This is a genomic window from Arthrobacter sp. GW822-FHT05G07 (assembly GCF_058799755.1).
Genome location: NZ_JBXALT010000007.1, coordinates 94,113 through 107,887, shown reverse-complemented (window position 1 = coordinate 107,887; position 13,775 = coordinate 94,113). Strand labels below are relative to the sequence as shown.

11 protein-coding genes are annotated in these 13,775 nt (G+C 61.8%); 8 read left to right on the top strand and 3 right to left on the bottom strand.

Features of this window, described 5'->3' with window-relative positions; translation table 11 throughout:
- Window positions 1-15: 15 nt before the first annotated feature.
- On the bottom strand, window positions 16-1,368 hold the full coding sequence (locus AC1RJY_RS13355; RefSeq protein WP_498602485.1) for a NosD domain-containing protein: 1,353 nt from the start codon (window positions 1,366-1,368) through the stop codon (window positions 16-18).
- A gap of 334 nt (window positions 1,369-1,702) precedes the next feature.
- On the opposite strand from AC1RJY_RS13355, the gene AC1RJY_RS13350 reads away from it, so the two are divergent.
- From AC1RJY_RS13350 to AC1RJY_RS13315, 8 genes are all read left to right on the top strand, one after another.
- A complete protein-coding gene (locus AC1RJY_RS13350) occupies window positions 1,703-2,980 on the top strand; it encodes an ABC transporter substrate-binding protein (protein ID WP_011773450.1) in 1,278 nt (425 codons plus the stop codon).
- Between the two features lie 72 nt (window positions 2,981-3,052).
- Window positions 3,053-3,940, top strand: a complete 888-nt coding sequence (locus AC1RJY_RS13345) for a carbohydrate ABC transporter permease (RefSeq protein ID WP_498602484.1) — start codon at window positions 3,053-3,055, stop codon at window positions 3,938-3,940.
- Complete coding sequence (locus tag AC1RJY_RS13340; protein WP_498602483.1) at window positions 3,940-4,905, top strand: carbohydrate ABC transporter permease; 966 nt, start codon at window positions 3,940-3,942, stop codon at window positions 4,903-4,905. The genes AC1RJY_RS13345 and AC1RJY_RS13340 overlap by 1 nt, the downstream gene beginning before the upstream one ends.
- 10 nt (window positions 4,906-4,915) lie before the next feature.
- Window positions 4,916-6,313, top strand: a complete 1,398-nt coding sequence (locus AC1RJY_RS13335) for a right-handed parallel beta-helix repeat-containing protein (protein ID WP_498602482.1) — start codon at window positions 4,916-4,918, stop codon at window positions 6,311-6,313.
- Between the two features lie 69 nt (window positions 6,314-6,382).
- Window positions 6,383-7,471 carry a LacI family DNA-binding transcriptional regulator gene (locus AC1RJY_RS13330; protein ID WP_498602480.1) on the top strand — a complete coding sequence of 363 codons (1,089 nt, stop codon included), beginning with the start codon at window positions 6,383-6,385 and terminating at the stop codon, window positions 7,469-7,471.
- Window positions 7,472-7,514: 43 nt separating this feature from the next.
- Window positions 7,515-8,468: a carbohydrate kinase family protein gene (locus AC1RJY_RS13325; protein WP_498602479.1), complete on the top strand. Its 954-nt coding sequence runs from the start codon at window positions 7,515-7,517 to the stop codon at window positions 8,466-8,468.
- The gene (locus tag AC1RJY_RS13320) at window positions 8,461-9,963 is read left to right on the top strand and encodes a glycoside hydrolase family 32 protein (protein ID WP_498602478.1); all 1,503 of its coding nucleotides are present in this window, start codon (window positions 8,461-8,463) and stop codon (window positions 9,961-9,963) included. Before AC1RJY_RS13325 ends, AC1RJY_RS13320 begins: the two co-directional genes overlap by 8 nt.
- Window positions 9,964-9,968: 5 nt before the next feature.
- Window positions 9,969-10,499, top strand: a complete 531-nt coding sequence (locus AC1RJY_RS13315) for a GNAT family N-acetyltransferase (protein WP_011773443.1) — start codon at window positions 9,969-9,971, stop codon at window positions 10,497-10,499.
- A gap of 10 nt (window positions 10,500-10,509) precedes the next feature.
- Here the strand turns inward: AC1RJY_RS13315 and AC1RJY_RS13310 are convergent, their stop codons facing one another.
- Window positions 10,510-12,645 carry an amylo-alpha-1,6-glucosidase gene (locus AC1RJY_RS13310; RefSeq protein ID WP_210064691.1) on the bottom strand — a complete coding sequence of 712 codons (2,136 nt, stop codon included), beginning with the start codon at window positions 12,643-12,645 and terminating at the stop codon, window positions 10,510-10,512.
- Window positions 12,642-13,697, bottom strand: a complete 1,056-nt coding sequence (locus tag AC1RJY_RS13305; protein ID WP_498602477.1) for a glycosyltransferase family 4 protein — start codon at window positions 13,695-13,697, stop codon at window positions 12,642-12,644. The genes AC1RJY_RS13310 and AC1RJY_RS13305 overlap by 4 nt, the downstream gene beginning before the upstream one ends.
- Window positions 13,698-13,775 lie beyond the last annotated feature (78 nt).

Here is a 13,775-nt window from a genome sequence, read left to right as displayed (position 1 = left end):
GTTTGCGGCCATACGTCAGGGCGTGGGCCGAATGGCTGTGTCCGGGCTGTAGGACGTGATGGTGGAGGCGGCGCCGCTGTCCAGGACCTTGGACCGGGTTGCCGATCCATCAAGAACCACGTGTTGGGTGTCCACGTTGCTGATGACGTGATTGGTGGCTATGACGTTGCCGTCCCCGCCTGCGATCAACATGATGGTGGGCTGGGCTCCCGCAGGGGCAACCTTGTTCGGCGGGACGTCGTAGGCAAACAGGTTGTTCGAGATCAGGTTGTTGTCCCCCAGCGCGTGGATGACGCCGTAGAGGTCATCCAATCCGTTGGTGCGGTCAATGAACGGAGGGAACCCTTCCGTGCCCCGGCGGAAATGGTTGGACGTGATGAGGTTTTCCTTGCAGCCATTCAGCAGCCGCATCATGCCGGGGTAGAAGCCTTGGAACCTGTTTGATGTCACGCTGCAGCGGTTGCAGCCGCTGAACTCAAGGAGACTGCGTCCTCGAGGAAAGAAGTTGTTCCCTGTGACCAAGAGGCCCTCGTGGTTTTCGGCGAGAAGCGTCACACCTTCGGGGCCGGCACCCATCAGGTTGTCGCTGACAATTGTTGCCTGTCCGGCACCGGTCAGTTCAACGCAGTTCCCGCATTCGGCAATCATGTTGTCGTGGACCCGGAGGGCGTCCGCACCTCGAACTATCAGAGCGTGTTCAAGATAGACGAACCCCATTCCGGTGATGTGGATGGAGTCATTGTCGGAGGCGACGTCAATGCCGGTCTTACCGTTCTTGTAGCTGTTTCCGTCCGGGACGAAGTTGACTCCATCAAGGCAGAAGTCCTTGAACACAATCCCGGACAGGCGCGGACTCCCGTCCCGCCGCACAAGGAATGCCTGGGGCGAGGATGGGGGCGTGAGGACGCGGATGTGGCTGCCACCCGGCTGAAGGTTCAGCCAGCCCGTGGTGTCCACGTTGTCTTTGATGCTGCGGGAGAAGAAGCCATGTCCAAAACCGGCGATGGTGAGGTAATCCACGTCCACCACCACTTGAGTGTGGAGGTCGTAGTCCCCCGGCGGGATGATCACCACGGCTCCCGGTCTGGTTTCCGGTGTGGATTGGCGTTTCTTGATGTCCGCGATGATGTCGTTGATGACGGCGCCTATATCCGACTCTGCCGTGACCTTGGGCTGGCCCTTGATTCGCCAGGCCGTGACGTCATAGACATTCGGCGAGTTCAACGGGCTGACTTTCGCGCCTTCGGCAGCTTCTGCCTTTGGGGCCATCCCCAGGCTCAGGGCAGCTGCCAGCGTGCCCACGGCTCCCGCACCCACCAGCTTCCGCCGGCTGGTGTTGTTCATATCAAGCGTCGTATCAATTCCCATAGGGTTCTCCTGCCAATCCTTGGTCCATTGGTTTGTCCGGGGCAGCGCTCCGGCGTCCATGCGGTGGTGCCCCGGCATTGGCGTCTATGCCACGGTGTTGATGCCAAAAATGTGCCAAATCGTTTTATCTGAAGCTGAGAGAAACACTAAGCTGCGCTGAAGATCACTGTCAACGACAAAATCCGGGCAGCAATTTTGGCACCTAACACCACTCCAAGTGACTCTTGACACTTCCAAACTCTCGGCCCTACAGTGTTGCCAAGACGTTTTGGCAAAACGATTCTTCAACCAAATCACTCCTTTCACCCGTTCAAGAGAAAGTGAGTCGACAGCGATGTCCACTCGAAAAACCATCTCCAGGCTCGTCACCCTTGGCGGCATCTGCACCGCCGTCGCACTCGCAGCTACCGGATGCGGCGCAGGGGGCCCGGCACCGACGTCGGGCAGCGCCGCCGGCACCGTCAACGTCCTGGTGGAAGCCGGCGGTCACGCCGAACTCACCGGCGTGGCCGAACAATGCAAGAAGGACACCGGAATCGACGTCAACTTCGTCGAGCTGCCGTACGACGGCATGTTCAACCGGCTCTCCAGCGAATTCTCTTCCGGCAACGTTTCCTTCGACGTCGCCGCCCTGGACTCCGTGTGGCTCCCAAGCTTCAAGGACGCGGTCCAACCAATCGACGAAATCTTCACCGATGAGGCCAAGAAGGACATCTTCCCCGCCCTGGTCAAGGAAGCCAACGTGGATGGTCACTTCATCGGCCTGCCTGCGTGGACCAACGCCGAGATCATCCTCTACCGCAAGGACCTCTTCGAAGACGCCAAAAACAAGGCCGACTTCCAGGCGAAGTACGGCTATGAACTCGCTGCGCCCACCACGTGGAAGCAGTACCAGGACATCTCGGAGTTCTTCACCAAGGACGGCATGTACGGCACCGACGTCAAGGGAGCCGTGGAAACCGAATGGCTGGCCCACGTCCTGCAAGCGGGCTCCCCCATGGTCCTCGACGGCGACAACGTGGTGATCGACAACGCAGCCCACAAGGAAGCACTCGACTTCTACGTCAGCCTCACAAAGTCTGCGCCTCCAGGTGCAGCACAGGTTGACTGGGCTGCAGCCCAGAACCTGTTCAACCAAGGCAAAACCGCCATGACCCGCTTCTGGGCCCACGCTTACCGCCAGATCCCCAAGGATTCACCAGTGGCAGGAAAAGTGGGAACGGCAGCAATGATTGGCGGCAGCGCCGGCGTCGCAGGCGTCCCCGGACCCTGGTACCTGTCCGTACCGAAGGCCACCAAAAACGCAGACTCTGCGAAGAAGTTCATCAAGTGCGCCTACGACCACAACTCTCTGGGCATCGAATCCAGCCTTGGCCTGGCCTCCCGAATCTCCGCGTTCGAGAAGTACCAGGACCAGCCCGGATACGAGAGCTTCAAGCCGCTGATCGAGACCCTCAACGGCAAAGCCACAGCCACCCGCCCGGCAACGGCCAAGTGGCAGCAAATCGTTGACACCGTCCTGGTGCCGCTCCTGCAGAAGGCAGTGGCCGGCGGTGACTCCGCAACCCTCCTGGCCGACGCCAAGAAGCAGATCCAGGACCTCCTCAAGTAAAGACTCCGCGGCCGGCACCCGGAACCATAAACCCCGTGCCGGCCGCGGCCCCAACCAGCAGAAGAGAAAATCGTGCGCATCTCCGATCGCCGCTTCGCCCTATACCTGATGACCCCGGCGGCTTTGTTCCTAGGCGTCTTCGTGGCTTACCCGCTGTTCCGCCTTATCGCCGACAGCTTCTACAAAATCTCCCCCATTGCCGGCGGCCCCCGGGACTTCGCCGGATTCCAGAACTACGTCACGGCCTTCGCCTCCGAAGCCTTCATGGGCGCAGGATGGCGGACCCTGGCTTACACCGTGGTGGTCGTAACCCTCGAGTTCGCCCTCGGCCTGGGAATGGCGCTCCTGTTCACCACCCTCGGACGCAAATCCCAAATCTGGCGAACCGTCTTCCTGTACCCCCTGATGATCGCGCCGATCGTTGCAGGTTTGCTGTGGAAGTTCCTCATGATCGATAACTTCGGCCTCATAGGAACCCTCCTGCATCAGGCGGGTATTCTCTCCAATCCGAACCAGATCGGCTGGTTGTCAGATCCGAACATCGTGCTGTTCTCAGTGGCCGTTCCAGACATCTGGCTCACCACCTCCTTCATGTGCCTCGTCTTGTTCGCCGGACTGCAGAACATCCCCGGTGATCTGATTGAAGCTGCACGCCTGGACGGCGCCAAGGCCCCTGCCCTCCTGTTCCAGATCATTCTTCCGCTCCTCCGCCCGGTGATCGCAGTGGCGTTGGTAGTTCGCGGGATCGACGCCGCACGCGCCTTCGACACCATCCTGATCCAAACCAACGGCGGCCCCCAGTCCGCATCCGAAACCATGAGCCTGCTGATCTACCGCACCATGATCCGCTTCGGCGATCCCGGCCTGGCCAGCGCCATGGGCACCATCTACCTGCTGGCGATGCTCGCCGTCGCATTCTTCGCGGTGGCCACCATCTGGCGGCCAGGAAAGGACAACTGATGACCTCCCGGACCGCGATCAAACGGAACCAAGCCACAACAGAGGGCGACGTGACAAGCCAGGGCGAACAGCCGACGTCGAACGCCGCCTCGTTGAACGGCCCGCGCAAGCGCCGCGGAGTCAACCGCGAGGGCCTGGAAGCAGGGCGCCGAAGCACCCGGATCATTCTGTGGATCCTGCTGGCCGTGGCCATGGTGCTGTATGGCTTCCCGTTCCTGTACCTGCTGTTTACGTCCTTCAAGACGCCGATCGACACCATCGCCGTCCCGCCCACCATCCTCCCCACGGAATGGACGCTGGAGAACTACGCCAACGCGTTGGGCCGGAGTGGAGTTTTGGCCTCGTTCATCAACAGCATTCAGACCGCCGTCATCAGCACCCTGCTGTCATTGGTGCTCGCTATCCCGGCCGCCTACGGCATCACGCGCTATAAGACTCCCAGCGGCCGCGTGTTCATCATGGCGGCACTGGTAACACGGATGGTCCCGCCGGTAGCAATCGGTATTCCGCTGGCATCCATGATGTCCTCCGTAGGCCTGGCAGACACACCCATCGCCCTGTCCATCGCCCACACCACCATCTCCCTGCCGTTGTCCATCTGGCTGATGTCCAGCTTCTTCGAGTCGGTCCCCCGCGACTTGGAGGAAGCGGCAACGGTGGATGGTTGCAGCAGACTGGGTGCGCTCTGGCGGGTAGTCATCCCGGTGGTCTCCGGTGGCATCGCCGTCACCGCGATCTTCGCCTTCCTGGCGTCGTGGAACGAATTCCTGTTCGCGCTCCTCATGACCGCAATCCGCTCGCAAACAACGCCCGTGGTCATCGCGAACTTCCAAACCCAGTTCGGACTGGACTGGGGCTCCATGACCGCACTCGCGGCCGTCTACTCCATTCCCGTTATCCTCCTGACGCTGCTGCTGCAGCGCAAGATCGTTGCCGGCATGACGCTCGGCGCGGTTAAGGGCTAAGGAAGGAACCATGTCCAACAGCAATTATTACAACGTCACCACCTGGCCCATCGGCGATCCGTTCACGGACGTTGGTGAAGTCATCAACAGCATCATCGCGGACATCAAGGACCGGCAAACGGCCACGGATGAGAACGACGGCGGCAAGCCGGGAGCGGTGATTTATCTTCCGCCCGGCGATTATCGCCTCCGGACACAGGTAGTCATCGACGTCAGCTTCCTCAGGATTGAGGGCTCAGGTCACGGCTTCACGTCCTCGAGCATCCGCTTCAACGTTCCCGAGGCCGAATGGCCCGATCTTCATGAGTTGTGGCCTGGCGGGAGCCGCGTCATGGTCGACATTCCGCTCCGCGACGACTTACTCAGGGACGACGAATCCCAGGGTGCCGCCTTCTACGTTGAACGAAGCGGAAGCCCAAGGATCAGTTCCGTTGAGTTCTCCAACTTCTGCATCGACGGCTTGCACTTCACCCTGGACGGGTCCGAACTGCCTGCGGAGAACAGTTACGTCAACGGCAAGACCGGCATTTATGTGGCGAGCGCCAATGACTCATTCCGGGTCAATGGAATGGGTTTCGTCTACCTTGAGAACGCGCTCACCATCTGCAAGGCAGACGCCCTGTCCGTCCACGACAACTTCATTGCTGAATGCGGAAGCTGCATAGAACTCCGCGGCTGGGGCCAGGCCTCAAAGATCACGGACAACTTGATAGGGGCCGGATTTAAAGGGCACTCGATCTACGCCCAGAACCATGGCGGTCTCCTGATCACCGCGAACAACATCTTCCCCCGCGGCGCCAGCAGCATCCACTTCGAAGGTGTCACACGTTCAAGCGTCTCCAACAACCGCCTGCACTCGTTTTACCCCGGAATGGTTGTCCTGGCGGAAAACAGTTCGGAAAACCTTGTGGCCACCAACCACTTCCTGCGCGATCACGAGCCTTGGACGCCGTTCCTGGAAGTCGACAACGGGCTGGACGACCTCTTCGGGCTGGTTAGCGTCAGGGGCAGCAACAACTCCGTGATCGGCAACCACTTCTCGGAGATCGTGGACGCACAGAGTATTCGGCCATCCGGGGCGTCGCCCGTGATCATCCGCTTGGCCGAAGGGACAGGAAACTTCGTCTCCAACAACCACGTGGTGGCCATGGACGTTCGCTCTGCGTCCAGTGACTCCTGCTTCTCGGCCCAAGTGGATGCCTTGTTGACCACCGGAGCTTCGGACGGACTCGCAGTAACGGCGGTGCTGGTCGACTCCACCTCGGCACGGAATACCATCCTTGACTCCGGGAATGACGCCCAGGTCATCGCGGACAGGGGTGCCAATGCTGTGAGGGCCACGCCCACCGTGGGCTTTGAGGCAGCAGAGGCCACCCAAAGCAGCCAGGGCGCGGGTATTCCTCGATAGCCTACTGAGACCAGTAAGCGGACGTAGGATCAGCAACAATCATCAACACCTTGAGGACGTGGGAAAGCAATGACCAAAAGATCTGTCGGTATCAAGGACGTGGCCGCCGCAGCCGGTGTCTCTGTCACCACCGTCTCCCATGTCCTCAATGACGTTGCCTACGCCCGCGTAGGTACCGAAACGAGGGAACGGGTCCACCAAGCGGCTCAACAGCTGGGTTACGGGCCCAACCGACTGGCCCAGGCCCTTCGCACCCAACGCTCGGGGATGATCGGTTTCATCAGCGAAGAGATCGCCACCACTCCGCACGCGGGCCGGATCATCCTCGGGGCCGAGGAAACAGCACGGGCACGTGGGTACAACATCATGATCATCAACTCCACCAGCACGGGTTCGCAGGACTCACGCGAAAGCGACGTCGCTGATCTGTTGGACCGGCAAGTGGATGGCATCCTGTACGCCACCATGTATCACCGGAAGCTGTCCCTTCCCAAGAATCTCACCGGTGTTCCGGCGGTCCTCGTGGACTCCGAGGACATCAACCGCTCCGTTTCAGCAGTCATCCCCGACGAGGCCGGCGGTGCACGCCTCGCGGTTCAAACCCTGATCGACGCCGGTCACACGCGGATCGGAATGATCAACAACACCGATGACGTACCGGCAACGCACTCCAGGCTCAAGGCTTTCCAAGACACGCTGGCCGACGCCGGGCTGACTTTCCATGAAGAGCTGGTCCACTCGGAACTGTCCGAGGTACCAGGTGGCCATGAAGCGGCACTGCGGGTTCTGCAATCGCCTCACCGCCCCACGGCCATCTTCTGCTACAACGACCGCATGGCCATGGGTGCTTACAGGGCAGCCGGGGAGCTCGGGCTGCGAATACCGGAGGACCTCTCCATTGTGGGATTCGATAACCAGCAGCTCATCGCGGAAAATCTGTACCCATCGCTGACCACTGTGGCCCTTCCGCACTATGAAATGGGCGCGTGGGCAACCAAAAACCTGATTGACGCCATCGAGGGAAAAACGGACCTGCACCTGTTGACGGCCCATCCCACCGTTCTTCCCTGCCCGTTGGTCCTGCGCAATTCCGTCGCGTCCCCGCAGCCCGGGCCTCGCGAAGGCAGTGCAGAACAGAATGCGCGCACCACCACCTGACTTCCACCGCGTCCTCGGACGCGCCCACCACGAAGGATCATCAATGCACAGCCGCCCTGTCCCCTCCTGCCCTGAAACGGACGTCGTAGTAGTTGGCGAAGCCCTCATCGACGTCATTGACACAGCGGCAGGAGCCGTCGAGTTCCCGGGCGGTTCCGGGCTCAACGTTGCCTTCGGGCTCGGTCGCCTGGGTATCAGCACTGCGTTTCTCACAGCATTGGGCAAGGACCACCGCAGCGCGCGGATTCAGGAGCACTTGGCGAGCGCTGGCGTGTCCATGATGCCGGGAGCCGAACACCTCCCCAGGACGTCAACTGCCAGGGCGATCCTAGACAGCAAAGGCTCCGCGGAGTACGAGTTCGACTTCCAGTGGGATCTCCCCGCTATCAGTCCGACGTTCCTCCCGAAGGTACTGCACACAGGGTCTTTGGCCGCGTTCATGGAGCCCGGGGCAACTCAGGTCCGCTCCGTCCTGGAACTGTTCTCCGGCCGCTGCACCATCACCTACGATCCCAATATTCGCCCCACGCTCCTCCCGGACCACGCTGCAGCCCTGCAAACCTTCGAGCGCACCGCGACACTGGCTACCGTGGTGAAACTCAGTTCGGAAGACGCCCTCTGGCTCTACCCACGGTGGTCTCCTGCCGCCGTCGGGCGCCACCTTCTTGGCCTGGGGCCGGAAGCGGCCATCATCACCGATGGCGGGTCAGGGTCCTATCTATGGTCCAAGACCGCCGAGGTCCATGTGCCGGCGCCAGCTGTGGCGGTTAAAGATACTGTCGGCGCGGGCGATTCCTACATGTCCGCCCTGATCGCAGGACTGGTGGAGAACCCGCAGGCCGTTTTCGACGACGCCGACCTCACCAGGCTGGGAACGGCGGCTTCCCTCGCTGCGGCCATCACCGTGGGACGGCACGGAGCCAACCCGCCAACGCGGGCCGAACTGAGCGGATCGCTGGAACTGGCACACACTTCCCGAAAGAACTCCAATGACTGATACAACCACTCACCCTGCCGGTGCCGCCCAACTTATGAGCCGGCCCGCACTTCACTACACGGCCACCAACACCTGGCTGAACGATCCCAATGGGCTGGTGTACTACCAGGGTGTTTACCACCTCTTCTACCAAAACAATCCGTTCGATAACGTCTGGGGCAACATGTCCTGGGGTCACGCCACCTCAGAGGACCTACTGCACTGGACGGAACACCCGGTTGCCATCGCCTGCGACGAGCAGGAGGACGTGTTCTCCGGCAGCGTGGTGGTGGACGAAGATAACACGTCCGGTTTGGGCACACTGGAGAACCCTCCGCTGGTTGCCATCTACACCAGTGCTTTCAAGGAAGGCTCAGGGCTGCAGGGGACCCAGGCACAGTCGCTCGCCTTCTCCACCGACTCGGGCATGACGTGGCAGAAGTACGCGGGCAATCCTGTCCTCAACCGGGGCTCGGCACATTTCAGGGATCCCAAGGTGTTTCGCCATGAGGGCTCCGACGGTGCTTTCTGGGTGATGGTTGCGGTGGAGGCCCAGCATCAGCAGGTTGTCCTGTACCGTTCCGACGACCTCAAGGAATGGGAGTACTTGAGCACGTTCGGCCCCGCCAATGCCACCGGCGGCGAGTGGGAATGTCCTGATCTGTTCCCCCTTCCCGTGGACGGGGATCCCCATCAGCTCAAGTGGGTGCTGGTGGTCAATATCAATCCCGGTGCCGTGGCCGGCGGTTCGGGAGGGCAGTACTTTGTGGGCCACTTCGATGGCGTCCGATTCATCGCTGATCCCGATTCCCTGGTTCAAGCCAGTGCAGACGGAACGGTGAACCTCCCGGATTGTCTTTGGTTGGATTGGGGCCGCGACTACTATGCGGCCGTCTCTTTCAGTAACGCTCCCAACAACCGCCGGATCATGATCGGATGGATGAACAACTGGGATTACGCCAACTCCCTCCCAACGCAGCCGTGGCGGTCAAGCATGTCACTGGCACGGGAGGTGGAACTGACCACGATCAATGGACTACCCCGCTTGGTCCAGCGCCCTGTTCTGTCCCCAGGTTTCGGGAGGAACATCCACACCGTGCAGGACATGGAGGTTGGTTCTTCCCCTCTAGCCCTGCCGGACTTTGACACCGCCCAAGTGATCGATGCCGACATCCTGCCGGGTACGGCCCGGGTTGTCTCGTTGACACTTTTCGGGGCCACCCGCCTCAGTTTCGATGCCGCCACTCACCAGCTCACCTTGGATCGCCGAAACTCCGGTCACACCACATTCCACGAAAAGTTCGCTTCCACTGAATCGGCACCTGTGGTTCTGGAGGACGGCATCCTGAGGCTCCAAGTGATCGTGGACCATGGCTCCGTGGAGGTCTTCGCCCAAGGCGGCAAGGTTGCGTTGACCGATCTGGTGTTCCCCGGCCCAGGGAGCGTGGGCACCGAACTGAGTGCGGAGGGCGGCACAGCAACAGTACGGAAACTTACCGTCTCGGCCGTATCCTGACTCCTATGACCGAGACCATCCGCACCGCCACAACGCACGACGCCGGGAAGCTGGCTGAGCTTGCTGCCGTCACCTTCCCGCTGGCGTGCCCGCCGGGCGCCTCACGGGCGGACATCCAAGCGCACCTCGAAAAGACGTTGAGCGAAGCCAACTTCACGGACTACCTCGCCGATGCGAACATCACCATCCTGGTGCTCGACGACGGCGGGCAGCTCAACGGGTACACCATGCTGGTTGCCAAACCGGCCAGCGACCCCGACGTCGCGTCCGTTCTCTCGGCGCTCCCCTCCACGGAGCTGAGCAAGTGCTACGTCCACCCCGAGCACCACGGCAAAGGCGCTGCATCGCGACTCATCAGCGCCTCGATCGCTGACGCTGCAGATAAAGGTGCGTCAGGAGTCTGGCTCGGCGTCAACAGCGAGAACGCGAAAGCCATCCGTTTCTACGAAAAGAGCGGTTTCCAGCGGGTGGGCACCAAGTCGTTCAAGCTCGGCGACTCCGTAGAGCACGACTTCGTGATGGAGCACGCGCTCTAATAAACAGGAACTAGCCGAACAAGTCCCCCGTCAGTGGCGGTCGAGGATCGGAGCGCAGTTCAAGCCCGGCCGGTAGCCCACTTACCGTACCGGACGAACCGGAGGCTTGCACAGTGATCCGCGAGCGCCCCAGCAGCACGTTCTCCGCTCGGAACGACCCGTAAGCGTCCGGCAGGATCGGCGCCAGGTGCAGCACGTTCCGGGTGAAATCCGGGTCGAACCGCAGCAGGATCCGGGCGAGTTGAACGGGTGCCGCAGCCGCCCACGCTTGGGGGGAACACGCCGTCGGGTACGGTACCGGCTCCGCAAAGTCGCCACGGTCAAAGCCGCAGAAAAGCTCCGGAAGCTGACCGCCGAAGTGTTCGGCGGCGTCGAACAGTCCGCTCGCAACCCGGCTGGCTTCCTTCACGAAGCCGTACCGCATGAGTCCTGTGGCCACGAGCGCGGTGTCGTGGGGCCACACCGAGCCGTTGTGGTAGCTGACGGGGTTGTACGCGCCCATGTCGGACCCCAATGTCCGGATGCCCCACCCGGTGAACATCTCCGGGGACATCAGCCGCTCGGCCACCAGCGGTGCCTTGTCCTCGTCCACGATGCCCACCCACAGGCAGTGCCCCATGTTGGACGTGCAGGAGTCCACGGGCTTCTTGTCCTTGTCCAGCGCCAGCGCGAAATAGCCCTGATCGGGGAGCCAGAACGCCTCGTTGAAGGCGGCTTTCAGTGTTTCGGCGCGGTCGGCGCAACGGCGTTCGACGGCGGTATCGCCCGCCGCGCGGGCCAGCAGGGATCGGCCTACGTAGGCTGCGTAAGCGTAGGCTTGCACCTCGCAGAGGGCTATTGGCGCTTCCGCCATCCGGCCATCGGCGAAGTTGATGCCGTCCCAGGAGTCTTTCCAGCCTTGGTTGATCAGTCCGTGCTCGTTGGGCCTTTGGTATTCGATGAAGCCGTCGCCGTCGCGGTCTCCGTACTGTTCCAGCCATTCGATGGCACGGTCCGCGTGCGGGAGGAGGGAGTCGATGATATCCGAGCCGAGGCCCCATCTGCTGAGCTCGCCGAGCGTGGAGACGAACAGGGGCGTCGCATCTGCGGTTCCGTAGTACGCGGTCCCGCCCAGCGAGAGCCCGGCGGTCACGCCGAGACGGACCTCGTGAGGAATGCGCCCGGGTTCTTCCTCGGAATCTATGTCCACTTTGCTGCCTTGGAGCGCGGCCAAGGTCTGCAGCGTTCCGGCCGCCAGACGCGGGTCCACCATGAGTGACATGTAGGACGCAAGGAGGGAGTCGCGTCCGAACAGTGCCATGAACCAGGGCGCTCCGGCCGCCACCGCCACCCGGTCCGGATGCTCGGGATCAAAGATGCGCAGCGAGCCCAGGTCGCGTTGGCTGCGCTCCAGGACTTCCTCCACGTTGGCGTCCGTCACGGCGATCCGGGGAACATGCTCTTCCCAGGCGACGTGACGGCGGACGCCCGGGGTGTGGTGCAGCGGCGTGGTCTCGGTGAAGGGATCGTTGGGCCCCTTTCCGTTGACCAGGGGAAGGGCGATGATGCTGGTGGACCATTGGCTGCGTGCGGGGATGCTGATGTGGAACCGCAAGCCGTCGTTGGACACTTTGGCGCCGGAGGCCCGGAATGCCACTCCCCTGCGTTGGCCGCTGGAGTGGAGCGAATCGATGTGGAGCTCCTTCTTGTGCGCCTTCTTCAGGGGGGTGGCGGCTTTGTTGGTACGGCCTCCTTTGACGTCGAAGAGGTCGGCGAGGTCGGCGTCGATCAGCAGTTCAATCTCGCACGGGGCATCCTGTCCCGAGTAGTTCCGGATGGTGATGTCGTCCCGGAGGCCCGCCCCCACGTGCCGTTGATGCTGGACTACCAGCGGACTGTCGAACCTGCCGTCAGCTGAGCATGCCCGGCCGACGTACTCAGCCTGGAACGCGGTGGGATTCCGAGCTACCAATGGCTCCCTGAGCGCCCCGTTGATCCGTAGGATCCAGCGCGAAACGATCCTCGTGTCCTGGTAGTAGGCGCCTTGGGAACCGCCTCCGTGAATGTCACCCGAGTGCGAGGAGATACAGAAGGATGAACCTTCCACGACGGTGACGGCACCCAGCTCTGACGCCCCGGCTTCGGTGTCTTCGTTCCAAGCGGTCATGGCCGGAAGGCCTCCTCGGGAGTCTTGCTTGAGGGCTTGAATTGTTTGATCACCTTGGCGTAGAGGTCCAAGTGGTCTGCCGCCATGCGTGTGGCGTTGAAATATTCATCCACTGAGCGCCGGCACTCCGCCCGGCTCAGCTGGGCCGCCGCCTCCACGAATCCGGGTAATTCGTCGATCCCACCGAGGTACCCGGTGACGCCATGCCGGACAATTTCGGGAGCAGCACCCATGGGGGTGGCCACCACTGGAGTTCCCGTGGCCAACGCCTCGATCATCACCAGCCCGAACGGTTCGTGCCACTGGACAGGGTTGATGAGGGCTGACGCACCACGCATGAGCTCGTATTTTTCCGGATCGGAAAGCTCACCGAGCAATTCTTCCTGCGGCCCGAGGACTGGCTGGACCATGTCCCGGAAGTACTCTTGCTCATCCTTGGCGTGCATCTTGGCTGCGATGCGCAGTGGCACTCCGGCTTCCCGGGCAACAGCCACCGCCTCCAAGAGTCCCTTGTCCGGGCACATCCGCCCCACGAAGCACACGTATCCGCCATCCCCTGCTCCGACAGAAACACTGGAAAGGTCGAGTCCATGATGGATGACTGCCGAGATCCGGAGGTCCTGCACCCGGCTGCACTGGTCGTGTGAGATGGCGATGATGGCGGTGTCCTGGGCCATGTCCCGGTACAGTGTTGCCGCCCGTGGCGAGAGCTGCCCGTGAATGGTGGTTACTACGGGAATATCCAGCGGGCGGTGGGCGTACAGCGGGCCGGCCATGGTGTGATCGTGGATGATGTCCACTCCGCCCATATCTCGGTAGGCCTTAATGACATAAGCCAGCTCGCTCAGCGTTAGGCCTACTTCTTCGGGTTCGCTGGGTCCAAAGCCCGGAAGCTGCGGGACAGGGCAGATGCTGTCCGATGCCGCCGCCAACAGAACGTCGTGTCCTGCGTCCACCAAAGCCCGCGCCAAAGCGTCCACGACACGTTCGGTTCCGCCGTATTTTTCGGGCGGCACGGTAAACCAAGGGCCGACGATAAGTCCGATGCGCATGCTAGAGCCTCCGCGCAAAACCCCCAGTCCAAGGGCTGGCTTCATAACCCGTTTCAAGAATATTGGGCTTCGGGTGGA